General features: G+C 41.7%; 15 protein-coding genes. 14 read left to right on the top strand and 1 reads right to left on the bottom strand.

The annotated features are described in order from the left end of the window. The first annotated feature begins 47 nt into the window (after positions 1 to 47). From D8804_RS03650 to D8804_RS03630, 5 genes are all read left to right on the top strand, one after another. Positions 48 to 1,208: an ABC transporter substrate-binding protein gene (locus D8804_RS03650; protein WP_125398865.1), complete on the top strand. Its 1,161-nt coding sequence runs from the start codon at positions 48 to 50 to the stop codon at positions 1,206 to 1,208. Between the two features lie 119 nt (positions 1,209 to 1,327). Beyond that, positions 1,328 to 2,197: a branched-chain amino acid ABC transporter permease gene (locus D8804_RS03645; RefSeq protein WP_061454503.1), complete on the top strand. Its 870-nt coding sequence runs from the start codon at positions 1,328 to 1,330 to the stop codon at positions 2,195 to 2,197. A gap of 3 nt (positions 2,198 to 2,200) precedes the next feature. Next, a complete protein-coding gene (locus D8804_RS03640; protein ID WP_125398864.1) occupies positions 2,201 to 3,157 on the top strand; it encodes a branched-chain amino acid ABC transporter permease in 957 nt (318 codons plus the stop codon). Continuing rightward, positions 3,157 to 3,921, top strand: a complete 765-nt coding sequence (locus tag D8804_RS03635) for an ABC transporter ATP-binding protein (RefSeq protein ID WP_001186011.1) — start codon at positions 3,157 to 3,159, stop codon at positions 3,919 to 3,921. Before D8804_RS03640 ends, D8804_RS03635 begins: the two co-directional genes overlap by 1 nt. Next, entirely contained in the window at positions 3,921 to 4,631 is a 711-nt protein-coding gene (locus D8804_RS03630) for an ABC transporter ATP-binding protein (RefSeq protein WP_125398863.1), read from the top strand. The genes D8804_RS03635 and D8804_RS03630 overlap by 1 nt, the downstream gene beginning before the upstream one ends. A 350-nt stretch (positions 4,632 to 4,981) precedes the next feature. On the opposite strand, the gene D8804_RS03625 is transcribed toward D8804_RS03630, so the two are convergent. Next, a protein-coding gene (locus D8804_RS03625; protein WP_185774023.1) for an ISL3 family transposase occupies positions 4,982 to 6,236 on the bottom strand; the annotation gives its coding sequence in 2 pieces (ribosomal slippage) (positions 4,982 to 6,098 and positions 6,097 to 6,236; 1,257 coding nt in all). A 259-nt stretch (positions 6,237 to 6,495) separates the two neighbouring features. Between D8804_RS03625 and D8804_RS03620 the strand changes: the two genes are divergently transcribed. The 9 genes from D8804_RS03620 to metK all read left to right on the top strand — a co-directional run bounded on the left by D8804_RS03620 (position 6,496) and on the right by metK (position 23,610). Next, on the top strand, positions 6,496 to 7,152 hold the full coding sequence (locus tag D8804_RS03620) for a CBS domain-containing protein (RefSeq protein WP_125398862.1): 657 nt from the start codon (positions 6,496 to 6,498) through the stop codon (positions 7,150 to 7,152). A gap of 110 nt (positions 7,153 to 7,262) precedes the next feature. Further along, positions 7,263 to 8,358 (top strand): peptide chain release factor 2 gene (prfB, locus tag D8804_RS03610; protein ID WP_125398861.1). Its coding sequence is split into 2 segments (ribosomal slippage): positions 7,263 to 7,334 and positions 7,336 to 8,358, totalling 1,095 coding nucleotides; the frame shifts between segments, so codons are not numbered across the junction. Positions 8,359 to 8,376: 18 nt separating this feature from the next. After that, on the top strand, positions 8,377 to 9,069 hold the full coding sequence (gene ftsE / locus D8804_RS03605; protein ID WP_000022257.1) for a cell division ATP-binding protein FtsE: 693 nt from the start codon (positions 8,377 to 8,379) through the stop codon (positions 9,067 to 9,069). Beyond that, the gene (ftsX, locus tag D8804_RS03600) at positions 9,062 to 9,988 is read left to right on the top strand and encodes a permease-like cell division protein FtsX (protein ID WP_125398860.1); all 927 of its coding nucleotides are present in this window, start codon (positions 9,062 to 9,064) and stop codon (positions 9,986 to 9,988) included. Before ftsE ends, ftsX begins: the two co-directional genes overlap by 8 nt. A 228-nt stretch (positions 9,989 to 10,216) precedes the next feature. Further along, on the top strand, positions 10,217 to 12,403 hold the full coding sequence (locus tag D8804_RS03595) for a PTS transporter subunit IIBC (RefSeq protein WP_125398859.1): 2,187 nt from the start codon (positions 10,217 to 10,219) through the stop codon (positions 12,401 to 12,403). Between the two features lie 51 nt (positions 12,404 to 12,454). Continuing rightward, positions 12,455 to 13,270 carry an endonuclease/exonuclease/phosphatase family protein gene (locus tag D8804_RS03590; protein ID WP_125398858.1) on the top strand — a complete coding sequence of 272 codons (816 nt, stop codon included), beginning with the start codon at positions 12,455 to 12,457 and terminating at the stop codon, positions 13,268 to 13,270. 203 nt (positions 13,271 to 13,473) lie between these two features. Then, positions 13,474 to 20,475, top strand: a complete 7,002-nt coding sequence (locus tag D8804_RS03585; RefSeq protein ID WP_125398857.1) for an SHIRT domain-containing protein — start codon at positions 13,474 to 13,476, stop codon at positions 20,473 to 20,475. 274 nt (positions 20,476 to 20,749) lie between these two features. Beyond that, a complete protein-coding gene (locus tag D8804_RS03580) occupies positions 20,750 to 22,093 on the top strand; it encodes a DEAD/DEAH box helicase (RefSeq protein ID WP_125398872.1) in 1,344 nt (447 codons plus the stop codon). A gap of 326 nt (positions 22,094 to 22,419) precedes the next feature. After that, positions 22,420 to 23,610: a methionine adenosyltransferase gene (gene metK, locus D8804_RS03570; protein WP_125398856.1), complete on the top strand. Its 1,191-nt coding sequence runs from the start codon at positions 22,420 to 22,422 to the stop codon at positions 23,608 to 23,610. Positions 23,611 to 23,625 lie beyond the last annotated feature (15 nt).

Genomic DNA, 23,625 nt, shown 5'->3' with positions numbered 1-23,625 from the left:
TATATTCTTAACATACTATTTTTGAAACAACTATAAGGAGATTAAAAATGAAGAAAAAATTTGCCCTATCTTTTGTGGCTCTTGCTAGCGTAGCTCTTCTCGCTGCTTGTGGAGAGGTCAAGTCAGGAGCGTCAAATACAACTGGTAACCCAGTAGACGAAAAGACGATCAAAATCGGTTTTAACTTTGAAGAAACAGGTGCTGTAGCTGCCTATGGTACTTCTGAACAAAAAGGTGCTCAACTTGCTGTTGATGAAATCAATGCTGCAGGTGGTATCGATGGAAAACAAATCGAAGTTGTGGATAAAGATAACAAATCTGAAACTGCTGAGGCTGCCTCTGTTACAACTAACCTAGTTACCCAATCAAAAGTTACAGCTATCGTAGGACCTGCGACATCTGGTGCAACTGCTGCAGCTGTAGCCAACGCTACTCAAGCAGGAGTGCCATTGATCTCACCAAGTGCGACTCAAGATGGATTGACCAAAGGTCAAGAATATCTATTTATCGGAACTTTCCAAGATAGCTTCCAAGGGAAGATCATTTCAAACTATATGACAAACAAATTGAACGCTAAGAAGGTTGTTCTTTATACGGACAATGCAAGTGACTATGCTAAAGGTATTGCTAAATCTTTCCGTGAAGCCTACAAAGGTGAAATTGTTGCAGACGAAACGTTTGTAGCAGGTGATACAGACTTCCAAGCAGCCCTTACTAAAATGAAAGGGAAAGAGTTTGACGCTATCGTTGTTCCAGGTTACTACACAGAAGCAGGTAAAATCGTAAACCAAGCACGTGGTATGGGAATTGATAAACCAATCGTTGGTGGTGACGGCTTTAACGGTGAAGAATTTGTTCAACAAGCGACTGCTGAAAGAGCATCAAACATTTACTTCATCTCAGGATTCTCAACTACAGTTGATGTCTCTGCAAAAGCTAAAGCCTTCCTTGAAGCCTACCGTGCTAAATACAACGAAGAACCTTCAACATTCTCAGCTTTGGCCTATGACTCAGTTTACCTAGTAGCTAATGCTGCAAAAGGTGCTAAAAACTCAGGTGAAATCAAGGACAACCTTGCTAAAACCAAAGATTTTGATGGTGTAACTGGTCAAACAAGCTTTGATGCTGACCACAATACAGTGAAAACTGCTTACATGATGACCATGAACAATGGTAAAGTGGAAGCAGCAGAAGTTGTAAAACCATAACATTAGAATAGTAGTTGAAATAGGGAATGAGCCTTTGACTCACTCCCTGTTTCGGTGTTTATGAACTTGTGAAAATTGAGAAATTTTCTAAAAAATAACGATAGAAAAGAGTGAATGCTATGCTCCAACAACTTGTGAATGGTCTCATTCTGGGTAGTGTTTATGCACTTTTGGCCCTGGGTTATACCATGGTTTATGGAATTATCAAACTCATCAACTTCGCCCACGGTGATATTTATATGATGGGTGCCTTTATTGGTTACTTTTTGATTAATTCTTTCCAAATGGATTTCTTTTTAGCTTTAATTATTTCAATGGCAGGAACCGCACTACTTGGTGTTGTGATTGAGTTTCTTGCCTACCGTCCTTTGCGACACTCTACACGTATTGCTGTTTTGATTACAGCCATCGGAGTTTCCTTCCTACTGGAATACGGGATGGTTTATCTAGTAGGCGCTAATACTCGTGCTTTCCCTCAAGCCATTGAAACAGTCCGTTTTGATTTTGGGCCAATTAGCTTGACAAATGTTCAATTGATGATTTTAGCAGTTTCTGTACTGTTGATGGTTTTATTGCAATTGATCGTCCAAAAAACAAAAATGGGGAAAGCCATGCGTGCGGTATCAGTTGATAGTGACGCGGCTCAATTGATGGGAATCAATGTAAATCGTACAATCAGTTTTACCTTTGCTTTGGGTTCAGCCCTTGCTGGTGCAGCGGGTGTCCTCATTGCCCTTTACTACAACTCTCTTGAACCTTTGATGGGTGTGACTCCAGGTCTAAAATCATTCGTTGCGGCCGTTCTTGGTGGTATCGGAATTATTCCTGGTGCAGCTTTAGGGGGATTTGTGATTGGCTTGTTGGAAACTTTTGCAACTGCCTTTGGTATGTCTGATTTTCGTGATGCTATCGTATATGGAATCTTGCTTTTGATTCTGATTGTTCGACCTGCAGGTATCCTTGGTAAGAATGTGAAAGAGAAGGTGTAAACAATGAAGATAAATCTTAAAGTAAATATTCTCTGGTTATTCCTTCTGTTAGCAGGTTATGGATTGATTACTGTACTGGTTTCTGCTGGTGTTCTCAATCTATTCCATGTCCAAATTTTAGAACAAATTGGAATTAATATCATCCTTGCAGTCGGTTTGAACTTAATCGTTGGTTTTTCAGGACAATTCTCACTCGGCCATGCAGGTTTTATGGCGATTGGGGCTTATGCAGCAGCGATTATTGGCTCAAAATCACCAACCTATGGTGCCTTCTTTGGCGCAATGGTCTTGGGGGCCTTGATTTCTGGTGCAGTCGCTTTGCTCGTTGGAATTCCAACACTCCGCTTGAAGGGTGACTACCTGGCTGTTGCGACACTAGGTGTTTCAGAAATTATTCGTATCTTTATCATTAATGGTGGAAGTTTGACCAACGGTGCTGCTGGTATCTTGGGTATTCCAAACTTTACCAACTGGCAGATGGTTTATCTATTTGTGGTGATCACAACTATTGCAACTCTCAATTTTCTACGTAGTCCAATTGGACGCTTTACTCTATCTGTTCGTGAGGATGAGATTGCTGCAGAGTCCGTTGGGGTAAACACTACAAAGATCAAGATTATCGCTTTTGTCTTTGGTGCCATTACAGCAAGTATTGCTGGTTCACTTCAGGCTGGTTTTATCGGATCTGTTGTGCCAAAAGATTACACCTTTATTAATTCCATCAACGTGTTGATTATCGTTGTATTTGGTGGACTTGGATCGATTACTGGTACCATCGTTTCAGCGATTGTTTTAGGAATTTTAAATATGCTCCTTCAAGATGTTGCTAGCGTACGTATGATTATCTACGCCTTGGCTCTTGTATTGGTCATGATTTTCAGACCAGGTGGACTTCTTGGGACATGGGAATTGAGTCTATCACGTTTCTTTAAAAAATCTAAGAAGGAGGGACAAAACTAATGGCACTACTTGAAGTTAAACAGTTAACCAAACATTTTGGCGGTCTAACAGCTGTTGGAGATGTCACTCTTGAATTGAACGAGGGAGAATTGGTTGGTTTGATTGGACCAAACGGAGCTGGTAAAACAACCCTTTTCAATCTCTTGACCGGTGTTTATGAACCAAGTGAAGGTACGGTGACACTAGATGGTCACCTCCTAAATGGGAAAACTCCCTATAAGATTGCTTCACTTGGACTCAGTCGTACTTTCCAAAATATTCGTTTGTTCAAGGATCTGACAGTTTTAGACAATGTTCTCATCGCTTTTGGAAATCATCATAAACAACATGTCCTCGCTAGCTTTCTACGTCTACCAGCTTTTTATAAGAACGAGGAAGAATTAAAAAGCAAAGCTTTGGACTTACTGAAGATTTTTGATTTGGATGGCGACGCAGATACTCTTGCGAAGAATTTGGCCTATGGTCAACAACGTCGATTAGAAATCGTTCGTGCTCTGGCAACAGAACCTAAGATCCTCTTTTTGGATGAACCTGCAGCCGGGATGAATCCACAAGAGACAGCTGAATTGACAGAATTGATCCGTCGTATCAAAGACGAATTTAAAATTACCATCATGCTCATCGAACACGACATGAATTTGGTTATGGAAGTCACTGAGCGTATCTATGTTCTTGAATATGGTCGTTTGATTGCTCATGGTACTCCAGATGAGATCAAGAACAACAAACGTGTTATCGAAGCTTATCTAGGAGGTGAAGCCTAATGTCTATGTTAAAAGTTGAAAACCTCTCTGTGCATTACGGTATGATCCAAGCAGTTCGTGATGCAAGTTTCGAGGTTAATGAAGGTGAAGTTGTTTCCTTGATTGGTGCCAATGGTGCTGGTAAAACAACCATTCTTCGTACCCTTTCAGGTTTGGTTCGTCCAAGTGCTGGTAAAATTCAGTTTTTAGGAAAAGAAATTCAAAAGATGCCAGCGCAAAAAATCGTGGCAGGTGGCCTTTCACAAGTTCCTGAGGGACGCCATGTTTTCCCGGGTTTGACTGTTATGGAAAACTTGGAAATGGGAGCCTTTTTAAAGAAAAATCGTGAAGAAAATCAAGCTAACTTGAAAAAAGTCTTTTCACGTTTCCCTCGTCTGGAAGAACGCAAAAATCAAGATGCGGCAACTCTTTCAGGTGGTGAACAGCAGATGCTGGCTATGGGACGCGCTCTCATGTCTACACCTAAGCTCCTTCTCTTGGATGAGCCGTCTATGGGACTTGCCCCTATCTTTATCCAAGAAATTTTTGATATCATTCAAGATATTCAGAAGCAAGGAACAACGGTTCTCCTAATTGAACAGAACGCTAACAAGGCCCTTGCTATCTCTGACCGTGGTTATGTACTTGAAACAGGAAAGATTGTCCTATCAGGAACAGGAAAAGAACTCGCAGCATCAGACGAAGTCAGAAAAGCATATCTAGGTGGCTAAAAAGGTCCGGGGGACCTTTTTAGTCGGCAGATAGAGATTGCTTAGCAATCATCAGATCCAGTGGATTGTTTTAGTCGGTGGATGAGAGTTGCGAAAGCAATTCCTCTATAGTCCAGGGGACCTTTTTAGTCGGCAGATAAGGATTACGTAAGTAATCATCCAATCCAGTGGATTGTTTTAGTCGGCGGATAAGAATTGCGGAAGCAATTCTCCTCTAGTCTGGGAGACTAGTTTAGGTTGCAGATGGAGATTGCATAAGCAATCATCCGATCCAGTGGATTATTTTGTAGATGAATTTGAGGAGCTCCAAATTTGGGGCTCTTTGTCAACTATAGTGGATTGAAGAAAAGCTAAGATCGAGAAAGGACAAATTTTGTCCTTTCTTTTTTGATGTTCAGAGTGATGAAAATCCGTTTCTTGAAGTTTTCAAAGTTCCGAAATCCAAAGGTATTTCGTTTGATGAGTTTGATGAGATTATTAGTCGCTTCCAATTTTGCGTTGGAATAGGATAATTGGAGGGCGTTGACGATTTTCTCTTTGTCTTTGAGGAAGGTTTTAAAGATAGTCTGAAAAAGAGGATGAATCAGCTTTAGATTGTCCTCAATGAGTCCTAGAAATTTCTCTGGTTCATTATTCTGAAAGTGAAAAAGCAAGAGTTGGTAGAGATGATAGTGGTGTTTTAAGTCTTCTGAATAGCTTAAAAGCTTGTCTAGAATTTCTCTATTCGTTAAGTGCATACGAAAAGTAGGGCGATAAAAACGTTTATCGCTGAGTTTACGGCTATCTTGTTGAATGAGCCTCCAGTAGCGCTTGATAGCCTTGTATTCATGGGATTTTCGCTCAAACTGATTCATGATTTGGATACGCACACGACTCATGGCACGGCTTAAGTGTTGGACAATATGAAAACGATCTAGAACGATTTTAGCACATGGAAAAAGCTGTTTAGCCAATTCATAGTAGGGACTAAACATATCCATAGTAATGATTTTCACTCGACATCGGACTGCCCTATCATATTTAATAAAGCGATTTCGGATAACAGCTTGTGTTCGTCCCTCAAGAACAGTGATAATATTGAGCTTTTTAAAATCTTGCGCAATGAAACTCATCTTTCCCTTAGTAAAAGCGTACTCATCCCAGGACATAATCTCTGGAAGATGAGAAAAATCGTGTTTAAAACGGAAGTCATTGAGCTTTCGGATAACAGTTGAAGTTGAAATGGACAGCCGATGGGCAATATCGGTCATAGAAGTCTTTTCAATCAACTTTTGAGCAATCTTTTGGTTGATAATACGAGGGATTTGGTGAATTTTTTTAACGAGAGAAGTCTCAGCGACCATCATTTTCGAACACTGATAGCACTTGAAACGACGCTTTTTCAGAAGAATTCTGGTAGGCATGTTAGTCGTTTCAGGGTAAGGAATATTAGACGGTTTTTGAAAGTCATATTTCTTCATTTGACTTGCAATCAGGACAAGATGGGGCGTCGAAGTCCAGTTTAGCAATAATTTCCTTGTGTGTATCCATATTGATGATATCTAGAATCTGGATATTAGGGTCTTTGATATCAAGTAGTTTTGTGATAAAATGTAATGGTTCCATAAGATTCTTTCTAATGATGGTTTGATCGCTTTTCATTATAGATCTTATGGGACTTTTCTTCTACAACAAAAGAGGCCCATCATTCCTACAGTGATTTCACCCACTACAGAAATTATAGAGCCTTTAAGTTTAAGAGAGAAGGCTATTTCTCTCTTTTTTGTGATTGAATGTTACAAAATCTTGAAAAAGAGATGAAAGCGTTTGATAGTTTTTGTAAGAAAGTGTATAATTATAGTAGCAATAAAGAAGGAGAAGTCTCATGGCAGTTAAAGATTTTATGACCCGCAAGGTAGTTTATATCAGTCCAGATACGACTGTAGCACATGCAGCAGATTTGATGCGCGAGCAAGGTTTGCACCGTTTACCTGTTATCGAAAATGATCAATTGGTTGGTCTTGTAACAGAAGGAACTATTGCTGAAGCCAGTCCGTCTAAAGCAACCAGTCTCTCCATCTATGAGATGAATTATCTTCTCAATAAGACCAAAGTTAAAGACATCATGATTCGCGATGTTATCACAGTCTCAGGTTATGCTAGTTTAGAGGATGCAACTTATCTCATGTTAAAGAATAAAATCGGTATTCTTCCAGTTGTGGACAATCAACAGGTTTATGGTGTGATTACAGATCGTGATGTTTTTCAAGCCTTTCTAGAAATCGCTGGCTACGGCGAGGAAGGAATTCGTGTTCGGTTTATTACGGAAAATGAAGTCGGGGTTTTGGGCAAGATTGTAACCTTGATTGTAGAAGAAAATCTGAATATTTCACACACCGTTAATATTCCTCGCAAGGATGGTAAGGTTGTTATTGAAGTTCAAATTGATGGGACGATTGATTTAACCTTCCTGAAGGAGAAATTTGAAGCGCAAGGTATCCAAGTAGAGGAGATTGCTCGAACATCTGCTAAAAAGTTATAAAATGGAGGGTGAAAGCCCTCTTTTTTGTATACAATTTGAAATAACAAGTAAAATATGGAAAGAAATGAGAGAATGTGGTATAATGAAACGATGTGAATAAAGGAGTATTTATGGACATTTCAGAAATTCGTCAAAAACTTGACGCAAATCGTGAAAAATTAGCTTCTTTCAGGGGGTCTCTTTGACCTCGAAGGTTTAGAGGAAGAGATTGCCATCTTGGAGAACAAGATGACAGAACCTGATTTTTGGAACGATAATATCGCGGCTCAAAAAACGTCGCAAGAATTAAATGAATTAAAAAACACCTACAACACCTTCCGTAAGATGGAAGAGTTGCAGGATGAAGTTGAAATTTTATTGGACTTTTTAGTAGAAGACGAGTCTGTACGTGATGAACTGGTTGAACAGTTGACAGAACTGGATAAGATGATGACCAGTTACGAAATGACGCTTCTCTTGTCAGAACCTTATGACCACAATAATGCAATCTTGGAGATTCATCCAGGATCTGGTGGTACTGAGGCTCAAGACTGGGGTGATATGTTGCTCCGTATGTACACTCGTTATGGAAATGCCAAAGGCTTTAAGGTCGAAGTCTTGGATTACCAAGCTGGTGATGAAGCGGGCATCAAGTCTGTGACCTTGTCCTTTGAAGGTCTAAATGCCTACGGTCTTCTCAAGTCAGAAATGGGTGTTCACCGTTTGGTCCGTATTTCACCATTTGACTCTGCCAAACGTCGCCATACTTCATTTACATCCGTTGAGGTTATGCCTGAGTTGGATGATACCATCGAAGTGGAGATTCGTGAAGATGATATCAAAATGGATACCTTCCGTTCAGGTGGTGCTGGTGGACAAAACGTCAATAAAGTTTCAACAGGTGTGCGTTTGACACACATTCCTACGGGGACAGTCGTTCAATCGACAGTCGATCGTACCCAGTATGGAAATAGAGATCGTGCTATGAAGATGTTGCAAGCCAAGCTCTATCAAATGGAGCAAGAAAAGAAAGCTGCGGAAGTCGATTCCCTCAAAGGTGAGAAAAAAGAAATCACTTGGGGAAGTCAGATTCGTTCTTATGTCTTCACACCTTATACCATGGTAAAAGATCACCGTACGAGCTTTGAAGTCGCTCAGGTAGATAAGGTCATGGATGGAGATCTTGATGGTTTCATCGATGCTTATCTTAAGTGGCGAATCAGCTAAGAATAGAAAGGAACTCACATGTCAATCATTGAAATGCGAGATGTTGTCAAAAAATACGATAACGGAACGACTGCTCTTCGTGGAGTCTCTCTTAGTATTGAACCAGGAGAATTTGCCTATATCGTTGGGCCTTCCGGAGCAGGGAAGTCAACCTTTATTCGAGCTTTATATCGAGAAGTAAAGATTGAAAAAGGGAGCCTAACAGTTGCAGGCTTTAATTTGGTTAAAATCAAGAAGAAAGATATCCCTCTACTCCGTCGCAGTGTTGGGGTAGTCTTCCAAGATTACAAACTCTTGCCAAAGAAAACTGTTTATGAAAATATTGCTTACGCAATGGAAGTAATCGGTGAGAACCGTCGCAATATTAAGAAACGGGTTATGGAAGTCTTGGACTTGGTCGGTTTGAAACACAAGGTTCGCTCTTTCCCTAACGAACTCTCAGGTGGAGAGCAGCAACGGATTGCGATTGCCCGTGCGATTGTGAACAATCCTAAGGTCTTGATTGCCGATGAGCCGACAGGAAACTTGGACCCAGATAATTCTTGGGAAATTATGAATCTGTTGGAACGCATCAATCTCCAAGGTACTACTGTCTTGATGGCGACCCACAATAGCCAGATTGTAAATACCTTGCGCCACCGTGTCATTGCCATTGAAAATGGCCGTGTCGTTCGTGACGAAGCTAAAGGAGAATATGGATACGATGATTAGTAGATTTTTTCGCCATTTATTTGAATCATTAAAAAGTTTAAAACGAAATGGCTGGATGACAGTAGCAGCAGTGAGCTCGGTTATGATTACCTTGACTCTAGTTGCCCTGTTTGCATCCGTAATTTTTAATACAGCGAAACTGGCTACCGATATTGAAAACAACGTTCGTGTCATGGTTTACATTCGTAAGGATGTGGCGGATAATAGTGAAACGATTGAAAAAGAAGGTCAGACAGTTACCAATAATGACTATCACAAGGTTTATGATGCCTTAAAAGCCATGAAAGGTGTTAAGAATGTCACTTTTTCAAGCAAGGAAGAGCAGTATCAAAAATTGACTGAAACGATGGGAGACGATTGGAAGGTCTTTGAAGGAGATGCTAATCCTCTCTATGATGCCTATATCGTTGATACCAATACTCCGAGTGATGTTCCTAAAGTAGCAGAAGAGGCCAAGAAAATTGAAGGGGTATCTGAGGTTCAAGACGGTGGTGCCAACACTCAACGACTTTTCGAACTGGCTTCCTTTATCCGTGTTTGGGGATTAGTTATTGCAGGGCTCTTGATTTTTATTGCAGTCTTCCTGATTTCCAATACCATTCGTATTACCATTATTTCTCGGAGCCGTGAAATTCAAATCATGCGTCTAGTAGGAGCTAAAAATGGCTATATTCGTGGTCCATTCTTGCTAGAAGGTGCCTTTATCGGCTTACTAGGTGCAGCGATTCCTTCAGTCCTTGTATTCTTTGTTTACAATATGGTTTATCAATCTGTCAATAAATCTTTGGTGGGGCAAAACTTGTCAATGATTACACCAGATGTGTTTATCCCTTTGATGACAGTCCTATTGTTTGTGATTGGTATTTTCATTGGGGCAATCGGATCAGGCATTTCAATGCGTCGATTCTTGAAGATCTAGTTGGATATAAATGCAACTTACAGACCAAATCAGAAATAATACAATTTTAAAAGAGAAGTTTTCTTGAGCTTCTCTTTTTTCTTTTAGCGCTTGTATAAAAATTTAAGAAAAACGGAAAATTTTTTTATAAAAGCCTTTACAAAAAAAAATAAAGTGGTATAATTAAATTATAAACAAGTGCAAACGTTTTCGTAAAACGTTTGCCTAAATAAAATAAAGGAGATTTGAATGATGAAAGCTACATTCAAAAATGTCTTGTCTTTCGAATTTTGGCAAAAATTCGGTAAGGCTTTGATGGTGGTTATCGCGGTTATGCCGGCTGCTGGTTTGATGATTTCAATCGGTAAGTCACTTGCAATGATTGACCCAAACCTTGCTCCCCTAGTTATTACTGGTGGCGTACTAGAGCAAATTGGTTGGGGGGTTATCGGTAACCTTCATATTTTGTTTGCCCTCGCTATTGGAGGAAGCTGGGCTAAAGAGCGCGCTGGTGGTGCTTTCGCCGCTGGTCTTGCCTTCATCTTGATTAACCGTATCACTGGTACAATCTTTGGTGTATCAGGCGATATGTTGAAAAATCCAGATGCTATGGTAACTACTTTCTTTGGTGGTTCAATCAAAGTTGCTGATTACTTTATCAGTGTTCTTGAAGCACCAGCCCTTAACATGGGTGTATTCGTAGGGATTATCTCAGGTTTTGTAGGGGCAACTGCCTATAACAAATACTACAACTACCGTAAACTTCCAGACGCACTTTCATTCTTCAACGGGAAACGTTTTGTACCGTTTGTTGTTATTCTTCGTTCAGCTATTGCAGCAATTGTACTTGCAGCTTTCTGGCCAGTAGTTCAAACAGGTATCAATAACTTTGGTATTTGGATTGCCAACTCTCAAGAAACTGCGCCAGTTCTCGCACCATTCTTGTATGGTACTTTGGAACGTTTGCTCTTGCCATTTGGTCTTCACCATATGTTGACTATCCCAATGAACTACACAGCTCTTGGTGGTACTTATGACATTTTAACTGGTGCAGCTAAAGGTACTCAAGTATTTGGTCAAGACCCACTATGGCTTGCATGGGTAACAGACCTTGTTAACCTTAAAGGTACAGATGCAAGTCACTACCAACAATTGTTAGATACTGTTCACCCAGCTCGTTTCAAAGTTGGACAAATGATCGGTTCATTCGGTATTTTGATGGGTGTGATCGTGGCTATCTACCGTAATGTCGATGCTGATAAGAAACATCAATATAAAGGTATGATGATTGCGACAGCTCTTGCAACATTCTTGACAGGGGTTACTGAACCAATCGAGTATATGTTCATGTTCATCGCAACACCGCTTTACCTTGTTTATGCAGTAGTTCAAGGTGCTGCCTTTGCTATGGCAGATATTGTTCACCTTCGTGTGCACTCATTCGGTTCAATTGAATTCTTGACTCGTACTCCGCTAGCTATCAACGCTGGTCTTGGTATGGATATCATTAACTTTATCTGGGTAACTGTCCTCTTTGCAGTCATCATGTACTTCATTGCCAACTTCATGATTCAAAAATTCAACTATGCAACTCCAGGACGTAACGGAAACTATGAAACTGCTGAAGGAGCATCAGAAGATGCAGCTCCAGGAGAAACAAAAGTTGCAGCTGCTTCTCAAGCTGTAAATATCATTAACCTTCTTGGTGGCCGTGCAAACATCGTAGATGTAGATGCATGTATGACTCGTCTTCGTGTAACTGTTAAGGACGCAGATCGTGTTGGTACTGAGGAACAATGGAAAGCTGAAGGAGCTATGGGTCTTGTCATGAAAGGACAAGGCGTCCAAGCTATCTACGGACCAAAAGCTGACGTATTGAAATCTGATATCCAAGATATCCTTGACTCAGGTGAGGTTATTCCTGAAACTCTTCCAAGCCAAATGACGGAAGCTCAACAAAATACTGTACATTTCAAGGGTGTAACTGAGGAAGTTTACTCAGTAGCTGATGGTCAAGTCATTGCCTTGGAACAAGTGAAAGACCCAGTTTTTGCTCAAAAAATGATGGGTGACGGATTTGCGGTAGAACCAGCAAATGGAAATATCGTATCTCCAGTTACAGGTACTGTATCAAGTATCTTCCCTACAAAACATGCTCTTGGTCTTGTGACTGAAGCAGGTCTTGAAGTACTTGTTCACATCGGTTTGGATACTGTAAGCCTTGAAGGAAAACCATTCACAGTTCACGTAGCTGAAGGACAAAAGGTTGCTGCTGGTGATCTTCTTGTCACAGCTGACTTGGATGCTATCCGTGCAGCAGGTCGTGAAACTTCAACAGTGGTTGTCTTCACAAATGGAGATGTTCTCAAATCTGTTAAATTAGAACAAACTGGTTCTCTTGCAGCTAAAACAGCAGTTGCTAAAGTAGAATTGTAATATACTTGAGGTTGGAAGCTGTTTTCCAACCTCTTGTTTTAGGAGAAAAGCATGAAATTTTTAACACTCAATACCCACAGTTGGATGGAGAAGGAAGCAGAGGAAAAATTCCAGCTCTTGCTCCAGGATATTCTTGAAAAAGACTATGATTTGATTTGTTTCCAAGAAATCAATCAAGAAATTACTTCTCCAGAAGTGGAAGTTGATCATCTTTATCAAGCTTTGCCAGCGGCAGAACCCATTCATCAAGACCACTATGTGAGACTTTTGGTTGAAAAGTTGGCTGAGAAGGAGAAGACCTACTACTGGACTTGGGCTTACAATCATATCGGCTATGACCGCTACCATGAAGGTGTGGCAATCTTATCTAAAACGCCTATTCAAGCGCGTGAGATTTTAGTTTCAGATGTGGATGATCCAACTGACTATCATACTCGACGTGTTGCTTTGGCGGAGACGGAGGTAGATGGTAAGGAGCTTGCTCTTGCAAGTGTTCATCTTTCTTGGTGGAATAAAGGTTTCCAGGAAGAATGGGCACGATTTGAGGCTGTGCTGAAAGGTTTGAACAAACCTCTGATTTTAGCTGGTGATTTCAATAACCCAGCTGGTCAGGAAGGCTACCAAGCGATTTTAACTAGTCCTCTAGAGTTACAAGATGCTTTTGAAGTTGCTAAGGAGAGAAGTGGCAGCTATACAGTACCACCAGAAATTGATGGCTGGAAAGGCAATACCGAACCGCTTCGAATTGACTATGTCTTTACAACGAAAGAGTTAGAAGTAGAAAGCTTACATGTGGTTTTTGATGGTCAAAATAGTCCACAGGTCAGTGACCACTATGGTTTGAACGCGGTATTAAATTGGAAATAAAAGCAAAAAATGAAAGGGAGCGATTCCTTTCATTTTTTTACAAAAATCTCTATAATTACTATTTTGGAGAAGGAGCTTTTTGTATATTTGTATATTATGAGGAAATATACACAAATAAGTTTTTAAAAATTTACGGTCAAAAAAAATCGCTAATATTAACTATTTATGATAGAATGAAATTATGAAATAAAAGGAGGACTGGAATGTTTTTTCAGGATAGAAAGATAAAATATTCAATCCGCAAATTGTCAGTTGCTACTGTGTCCCTTGCGATTGGATTTTTGTTTGCGCCTGCGGCGCTTGGAGTCGCTCAGGTAGCTCAAGCTGATGAGCTTACGGCTACTGAACAAGTGGAGAATAAAGCAGAGAGTCAGGTCTCGGTGGTCTCTTCTGCAGAATCCCAGAAAGAAAGCCAAGTTGCTTTGAAGTCTGCTGCACCTGCTGCGACAGAGACAAGTCAAGCAACAGATTCGACTGTTTTCAAAAATGCTCAGCCAGCTACAGGTACAAGTCAGCCAGCTGCAGCCACTGCTCAAGCAACTCCAGCAAATGCTAGTCTCAATAAGAGCACTTTGGAGAACTACCTCAAAGAGTTGCGTAGCAAGGACTTTTCAAGTAAGACAGACGATAGTCTAGAAATCTTGAATGGTGTAATGACAGCTGCCGATGGTGTGCTTCAAACTGCGACAAAGCAAGAAGAAATTGATAAAGTTTATCGCAATCTCGTGACTTTTGTCAATTCAGGTCTTCGTGATAAAAATCCGAAGTTCATCCCAGACAAGGATAAGACTCCTCGTTCGGCACTTTATGAGTTTGAAAGTGCTACACCAGGAAAAACGGTTCCGTTTGGTCTGAACTACTTGAAGCCAGAAGACACAAAAATCTACAAAAAGGGCGATAAAGTAAAGGCCATCCAGCCAACTGAAACAACTTATGTAGAGAATGATGGAAGTGGTAGATGGACCTTTAAGGGCTATGACTATGATAGTCAGGTGATTGATAAAGATGATGTTTTCTTCACAGGGAAGTGGGAGTATACACCAACACCATACAAGGCTACCTATAGAGCAGTTAATGGTTCACCTGGAAAAACTCCGCCACCTTATGTTGCAAACTGGAGTCCAGAAGATAAAAGAAGATTTGCTGAGGGTGAAGTAGTAAAAGCACAAGAATTTCACTGGGTTTTTTATACTTCAGAAGAATATCCTAACCGAAAAGGTTATTGGGCTTTGACTGGCTTTGATGCTCCAAGTAAAGTGGTAAATAATGGTGATGTGGAGTTCGTAGGAACTTGGAAATACTTTGAGGATGTCACTGTATCCTACAAACCTATGAACCAGTATGATTTTGAGAATTTTTATAATTTACCAAGTAGTCCTAAGACTTCACGTGACGAATATAAATTACCTCTTCCTAAGGAGATAAAAGATCTAGAAAGTAAGCTATACGATTACAAGCTTTCTCTCAATCAGTTTGATAAACGTCATGAGCATTTACCTAAAAATATACTGGATACGCTAGCTGCCTTGGAGCGCTACGATGAAGCTCAAAATCTCTACAAACCCTTCTATGATGCGGAAAATGAAGGAAATTGGACCTTTGAGGAAGATATAGTGGATTTAACCTTCAGTCGTGAACTAGAGCGGGCGGCTACATATGGGAAAATACCAAAAGTTACAATACCATTGGAGTTTGTATTTAAAGGGGTTCCTCGGAAACCGACTTACGAGTTTCTCAGTGGAACTGCTGGCAAAGTATTGCCTGCTGAGATCAATAATCTGAAGCCGGTAGATATGCCTGAATGGGAGTATGCAAAGAGAAAGAAATACCCGAAAGGTGAGATGGTTCAGTCTGTTAGACCGACTCAAGAGTCCTACTATGATGCAGTTAACAAGGGTACCTGGACCTTTACAGGCTACGATTTTACTAAAAAACCAGTGAGCGACTGGGAGCACGATGGATGGAACCTTAAGTTTACAGGTACTTGGACTTTTGTAGCGGATAAGTACTCAGAAAACTATGAGTTTGTTAGCTCAGATCCTAGTCGAACTCTACCAGCTGCAGTTAAGGTCTTGACGCCAAGTAATACAAATACTTACAATAATGGCGAAACTGTATTTGCGGAATATCCACGTGAGACGACCTACATGGACTTTGTAAACAAGGGAACTTGGAAATTTGATGGCTATGACGCTAATAGCAAGGTAGTTAATCAAGATAAAGTTCTCTTTACCGGTACTTGGTCCTTCACACCACACAGAGATAAGACAGTTTCCTTTGACTTTGTGAGTGATACTCCAGGGAAGACCATTCCTGATGATTTGAAGACACAAATTCCAGCTCCTATCACGACTTCTCCGTCAGATTATTCTGAGAATGTCTATAATGCTATTAGCTATTTGTATCAATACAATGATACAGAAAATGATGGTATATGGGTTCCTCAGCAGATTCCTCAGCGAAAGGAGGACGTTGAGAAACCAGCTGACGACGAGGATTCTATCTACACTGTTTATTGGAAATTTGAACCGAACAAGCATAGTGTTTACTATGACTTCTATACAGATTCAAAAGATTCTTCTGGTAATTTAATCTACCCACCATCAACTTTGTTTGATCTAATCACTTATGAAAGAGAATTTGTCAAGGGTGAAAAAGCTCGCGTTAAAATGCCGTCTAAAACAAGAATTGAGGATCCAGATGGCAGAGGAACTTGGGTATTTGATGACTACTATGAAGATGATAATACGACTATTTCTCCACGTGTGAAAACAGTAGGGACAGGAGACGTTATCTTTAGAGGAAGATGGATTTTGGTTCCTACTGATCAGTCTGATACAATCTACAGAGTGGAGTATAAATTTACTAACTTGACTCCTGCTTATCCTCTTCCAAACAAGATTCGTGACATGCTTCCAGCTGGCACTGATTTCGTTGCACGAGCTGACGATTACAAAGATGCAAGCAAACTTGACACAACCACAGTAACTGTTCCAACTGGTACTTGGACTTTCCATGGTTTTGATGCGGATAAATACGGAAAAGCTATTGCAGGTACGAAAGTGAAGACCATCACAGGATCTTGGAGCTTTACGCCAAATGGTGTAGACTATCAGTTCCAATCAACCAATCCTGCTTTTGCACTACCAGATCATATCACCAAGTTGACTCCGAAAAATCCTTATGATTACAAGTTATATCCTAAGGAAATTCTGGCTGAACAACCAAGTGAAACGACTTATGTTGATACAGCAAATAAAGTGACTTGGACATTTGCAGGATACGATAAAGAAAAAATCGTTGTAGCAGAAGGCAGACAGACTTTCCTTGGAAGCTGGGTACCTACTCCAAACCCAGAATATGTATTCAAATCATCTAAAGCGGGTGTTCCATTACCACAAAGTATTTTGGGAATGCTTCCAAATGATGAGGCTTCTTATAAGGTTGGTGACACCATTGTAGCCAAACAACCTGCTAAAGAATCAGTAGTTGAAGAAGAAAAAGACTATGTCTGGACCTTCAAAGGTTACGATCAGAAGAATGCGACCTATAATGGCAAGCGTGTGACATTTACAGGTATCTGGGAAGTAACGCCTAGACCGCATCATGTAAGCTATACTTTTGTAAGTGTTACATCTGGTGTTGATTTGCCTGAATTTATCCAGAAGAAAGCACCGAAAGATAGCTCAAGCTATTACAACATGCAAAAAGTTGTACCAGAAGAGTTGACTAAAACGACTTACAAAGATGATATGAACGATGGTACCTGGACTTTCGTTGGTTACGATGCTAAAAGTAAGATTGTGAAAAAAGCTGATTTGACTTTCACAGGTAAGTGGAAGTTTGAAGCTAACAAGTACCAAGCTACTTACAGTTTCGCAAGTGCAACAGCAGGAAAAGCTCTTCCAGCGGAAATCACCGCTTTGATTCCAAGCGACAGTGCAACCTATGTGAATGGTGCCTCTGTTTCCGCTCAACAACCATCTCAAGCCACATACACAGACACAGTGAACGACGGCACTTGGACCTTCAAGGGCTATGACGCAGCTAGCGCTGTAGTCAACAAGTCCAATGTAGAGTTTGTAGGTAAATGGACCTTTGAAGCCAACAAGTACCAAGCTACTTACCGCTTCGAGAGCGAGACAGCAGGAAAAGCTCTTCCAGCAGCCATCGCAGCATTAACACCAAGCGACAGTGCAACATATGTGAATGGAGACTCTGTTTCCGCTCAACAACCATCCCAAACCACTTACACCGACGCAGTGAACGACGGCACATGGATCTTCAAGGGCTACGACGCAGCTAGCGCCGTTGTCAACAAGGCCAATGTAGCCTTCGTCGGTAAATGGACCTTTGAAGCCAACAAGTACCAAGCGACTTACCGCTTCGAGAGCGCCACAGCAGGAAAAGCTCTTCCGGCAGCCATCGCAGCTTTGACGCCAAGCGACAGTGCAACATATGAGAATGGTGAGTCTGTTTCCGCTCAGCAACCATCTCAAACCACTTACACCGACGTAGTGAACGACGGCACCTGGACCTTCAAGGGTTATGACGCAGCTAGCGCCGTTGTCAACAAGTCCAATGTAGAGTTTGTAGGTAACTGGGCCTTTGAAGCCAACAAGTACCAAGCAAGCTACCGCTTCGAGAGCGCCACAGCAGGAAAAGCTCTTCCAGCAGGCATTGCCACACTACTTCCAAGCGACAGTGCAACCTATGTGAATGGTGCCTCTGTTTCAGCTCAACAACCATCTCAAACCACATACACAGATACTGTGAATGACGGCACATGGACCTTCAAGGGCTACGACGCAGCTAGCGCCGTTGTCAACAAGGCCAATGTAGCCTTCGTCGGTAAATGGACCTTTGAAGCCAACAAGTACCAAGCGACTTATCGCTTCGAGAGCGAAGGAACAAGTAAAGCTCTTCCAGCAGCCATCGCAGCCTTGACCCCAAGCGACAGTGCAAGATATGTGAATGGTGACACTGTTTCCGCTCAACAACCAGCGCAAGCGACCTACACAGATACTGTGAACGACGGCACCTGGACCTTTAAGGGCTATGACGCAGGCAATTCAGTCGTGAACAAGGCTGATGTAGAGTTTGTAGGTAAGTGGGCCTTTGAAGCCAACAAGTACCAAGCTACTTACCGCTTCGAGAGCGAGACAGCAGGAAAAGCTCTTCCAGCAGCTATCGCAACGCTGCTTCCAAGCGACAGTGCAACATATGAGAATGGTGATTCTGTTTCCGCTCAGCAACCAGCGCAAACCACTTACACAGATACTGTGAACGACGGCACCTGGACCTTCAAGGGCTATGACACAGCTAGCGCTGTAGTCAACAAGTCCAATGTATCCTTCGTAGGTAACTGGACCTTTGAAGCCAACAAGTACCAAGCAAGCTACCGCTTCGAGAGCGCAACAGCAGGAAAAGCTCTTCCAGCAGGCATTGCAACACTACTTCCAAGCGACAGTGCAACATATGAGAATGGTGCGTCTGTTTCCGCTCAACAACCATCTCAAACCACATACACAGATGGTGTGAATGACGGTACTTGGACCTTCAAGGGTTACGACGCAGCTAGCGCCGTTGTCAACAAGTCCAATGTATCCTTCGTAGGTAACTGGACCTTTGAAGCCAACAAGTACCAAGCAAGCTACCGCTTCGAGAGCGCCACAGCAGGAAAAGCTCTTCCGGCAGGCATTGCAACACTACTTCCAAGCGATAGTGATTCGTATGTGAATGGGGAGTCTGTTTCCGCTAAACAACCATCCCAAACCACATACACAGATAGTGTGAATGACGGCACATGGACCTTCAAGGGTTACGACGCAGCTAGCGCTGTAGTCAACAAGTCCAATGTATCCTTCGTAGGTAACTGGACCTTTGAAGCCAACAAGTACCAAGCGACTTATCGCTTCGAGAGCGCCACATCAGGTAAGCAACTTCTAGCAGCCATCGCAGCATTGATCCCAAGCGATAGTGACTCGTATGTGAATGGAGACTCTGTTTCCGCTCAGCAACCAGCGCAAACCACTTACACAGATACTGTGAACGACGGCACCTGGACCTTCAAGGGCTACGATGCAGAAAATGCAGTCGTGAACAAGGCTAATGTTGAGTTTGTAGGAAAATGGACCTTTGAAGCCAACAAGTATCAAGCGACTTACCGCTTCGAGAGCGAAGGAACAAGTAAAGCTCTTCCAGCAGGTATCGCAACGCTGCTTCCAAGTGACAGTGCGACTTATGTGAATGGTGCCTCTGTTTCCGCTCAGCAACCATCCCAAACCACATACACCGACGCAGTGAACGATGGTACATGGACCTTCAAGGGTTATGACGCAGCTAGCGCCGTTGTCAACAAGGCTAATGTTGAGTTTGTAGGTAAGTGGGAATTCAAGGCGAATCCGACAAATGCTGAAACTTATACGCCTCAAGTAACGGAAGAAACTATCAAGGTTGGAGAAACACCTGACTTGACCGATAATGTGAAGAACTTGACAAGCCTTCCAGCTGGCACTAAGGTAGTTGATATTACACCTGCAGGTCAAATTGACATAACAAAACCAGGAACTTACACAGGTAAAGTACGAGTTGATTATCCAGATGGTTCTTCTACTGAAGTTCCTGTACCAGTTAATGTTTTACCTGCACCGGTAACTGAAACCCATCAAGTGACTTATCGCTTCGAAAGTGCAACCGCAGACAACAACTTGCCAGCAGAAGTATTGAGCTTACTTCCACAAAGTGGAACATATACTACAAGTTCTTTTGCAGCGATTGCTTTCGTTCCAGAAGCACCAATGCCTGTAGAAGTTGCTGTTGCAAATGGTACATGGACATTCTTAGGTTACCAAGAAGTGGAAGAGGGGGCAAATCTAACCTTCGTCGGTAAGTGGGTCTTTGAAGCTAAGCAAGATCCTAGTCCACAACCACAACCAGCACCTCAACCAAATCCAGTTCCACCAGTTAATCCAGGAGGAGAGCAGGGGGCTGATAATAATCAGGCAGATAGACATCAACCAGAACAACCAAGAAAACCTGAAGAGAATCCACCAGCTCAAAGTCCAGCAGGAGAAAAAGCAAAACAAGCTACATTGCCAAATACAGGTAGCACTGCACCGCTTTCACTCACTGGACTAATGACTAGCTCTCTTCTTGTAGGTCTAGGAGCATTACTTCTTGGTCGTAAGCGGAAAGATGATTAAGCACTAATTTTATCTAGAGTATATCGACCTTTATAAGATTATTAAGCAGGTAGTTGACTGTTTGACAAATCTATCTGAATCGCAAGCTTTAAGGCTGAGAGAAGACCAAATTGGTCTTCTCTTTTTGTATTTTGGGTAGAAATCAAATGTATGATTTCTAGTCTAAGAGTGGTATTTGGAGAAATTTAGAGACTTGTGATAGGTCAGATGAGCTGGACTACTGAAAATGTTCAAAATATGGTATAATGGTTAGATGAATAGAATTGAGGATAGTATGTCATTTACGAAATTTCAGTTTAAAAACTATATAGAAAAGGCTTTGGAGGAGTTGAAATTTACAACTCCGACAGAGGTACAGGATAAGTTAATTCCTATTATCTTGGCAGGACGAGATTTGGTCGGTGAATCAAAAACAGGTTCAGGAAAGACCCATACTTTCTTGCTACCCATTTTCCAGCAATTAGATGAAACTAGCGATAGTGTGCAAGCAGTGATTACGGCTCCAAGTCGTGAGTTAGCTGCTCAGATTTACCAAGCAGCACGTCAGATTGCAGCCCACTCAGATGTCGAAGTTCGTGTGGTCAACTATGTGGGGGGTACGGATAAGGCACGTCAGATTGATAAATTGGCAAGTAACCAGCCCCATATTGTCATCGGGACTCCAGGTCGTATCTATGACTTGGTCAAATCTGGTGATTTGGCTATTCACAAGGCCAAGACCTTTGTCGTCGATGAAGCCGATATGACCTTGGATATGGGATTCTTGGAGACAGTCGATAAGATTGCAGGGAGCCTTCCAAAAGACTTGCAATTCATGGTCTTTTCAGCAACTATTCCACAAAAATTGCAACCATTCTTGAAAAAATACTTGTCAAATCCTGTCATGGAAAAAATCAAGACTAAGACAGTCATTTCTGATACGATTGATAATTGGTTGATTTCGACCAAGGGCCGCGACAAGAATGCTCAAATTTACCAGCTGACTCAGTTGATGCAGCCTTATTTGGCAATGATCTTTGTTAACACAAAAACGCGTGCTGATGAGTTACATGCCTACTTGACTGCTCAAGGATTGAAGGTAGCTAAGATTCATGGAGACATTGCTCCTCGTGAACGCAAACGGATCATGAATCAGGTGAAAAATCTGGATTTTGAGTACATTGTCGCAACAGACTTGGCAGCGCGTGGGATTGACATTGAAGGTGTCAGCCATGTTATTAATGATGCCATTCCGCAAGACTTGTCCTTCTTTGTTCACCGTGTTGGACGGACTGGGCGCAACGGACTGCCTGGTACAGCTATTACCCTTTACCAGCCAAGCGATGACTCGGATATCCGTGAGTTGGAGAAATTAGGAATCAAGTTTACTCCTAAGATGGTCAAAGACGGAGAGTTTCAAGATACCTATGACCGTGATCGTCGTGCCAACCGTGAAAAGAAGCAGGATAAGCTTGATATTGAAATGATTGGCTTGGTCAAAAAGAAAAAGAAAAAAGTCAAACCAGGCTATAAGAAGAAGATTCAATGGGCGGTGGATGAAAAACGCCGCAAAACCAAGCGTGCTGAAAATCGCGCACGTGGCCGTGCAGAGCGTAAAGCTAAACGCCAAACATTTTAAGTATAAAATTGGAGCTGAATGGCTCCTTTTTCTAACTTCGTTTTATGAATTTTCAAAAATACTGCAAAAAAAAGTAAAAAGTGGTATAATGATAAGGTTATATAGTCCCGATAAGATGGTAGAAATTTCTATCAGTACTTTGTAACTCGCAAAGAATGATGGCTTCAAAGTCGCTCGTCATTCTACGGTTACCCTATGCGCCTTACTAGCTTCAGAAATAAAAAAGTATTGTTTTTATTTCTTTCGAGTCGCAACCTGTAGAGGATAGGATTTTCTACCAGTACTTTGTAACTCTATAACAATATTTTTTAAGGGGGGACATTTTTATGTCAGAACGTAAATTATTCACGTCTGAATCTGTATCTGAGGGGCATCCGGATAAGATTGCAGACCAAATTTCAGATGCGATTTTGGATGCTATTTTAGCAGAGGATCCAGAAGCGCACGTTGCTGCTGAGACAGCTGTATATACTGGTTCTGTCCATGTTTTTGGTGAAATTTCTACAAATGCTTATGTGGATATCAACCGCGTGGTTCGTGATACCATTGCAGAGATTGGTTATACTAATACGGAGTATGGTTTTTCTGCGGAGACGGTGGGAGTTCATCCGTCACTTGTTGAGCAGTCCCCAGATATCGCCCAAGGTGTTAACGAAGCCTTGGAAGTCCGTGGAAATGCAGATCAAGATCCGCTTGATTTGATTGGAGCTGGAGATCAAGGTCTTATGTTTGGATTTGCAGTGGACGAAACAGAAGAGCTCATGCCATTGCCAATCTCACTTAGCCACAAGTTGGTTCGTCGTTTGGCAGAACTTCGTAAGTCTGGTGAAATCAGCTATCTCCGTCCAGATGCTAAATCACAAGTTACAGTTGAGTATGATGAAAATGACCGTCCAGTGCGTGTGGACACAGTCGTTATTTCAACTCAGCACGATCCAGAAGTTAGCAATGAACAAATTCACAATGATGTGATTAGCAGAGTTATCAAAGAGGTGATCCCAGCTTCTTACTTGGATGAACAAACAAAATTCTTCATCAATCCAACTGGTCGCTTTGTAATCGGTGGACCTCAAGGAGACTCAGGTTTGACTGGTCGTAAGATTATTGTGGATACCTATGGTGGCTACTCTCGTCATGGTGGAGGTGCTTTCTCTGGTAAGGATGCAACTAAGGTGGACCGTTCTGCTTCATATGCAGCTCGTTATATTGCCAAGAATATCGTTGCAGCAGGTCTTGCTAAGAAGGCAGAAGTGCAATTGGCCTACGCTATCGGTGTTGCGCAACCAGTTTCTGTCCGTATCGATACCTTTGGTACTGGAACAGTAGCTGAAAGCAAACTTGAAAAAGCGGCTCGTCAAATCTTTGACCTTCGCCCTGCGGGAATTATCCAAATGCTGGATCTCAAACGTCCAATTTACCGTCAAACAGCGGCTTATGGACACATGGGACGTACAGATATTGACCTTCCGTGGGAACGTTTGGACAAGGTAGACGCTTTGAAAGAAGCTGTGAAATAAAACTAAAAGATTGGT

Source organism: Streptococcus oralis (assembly GCF_003944215.1).
In the GTDB taxonomy this organism is placed as follows: domain Bacteria; phylum Bacillota; class Bacilli; order Lactobacillales; family Streptococcaceae; genus Streptococcus; species Streptococcus oralis_BI.
Note: the sequence above shows the minus strand (reverse complement) of the source record. Positions and strands in the feature narration are given on the sequence as shown.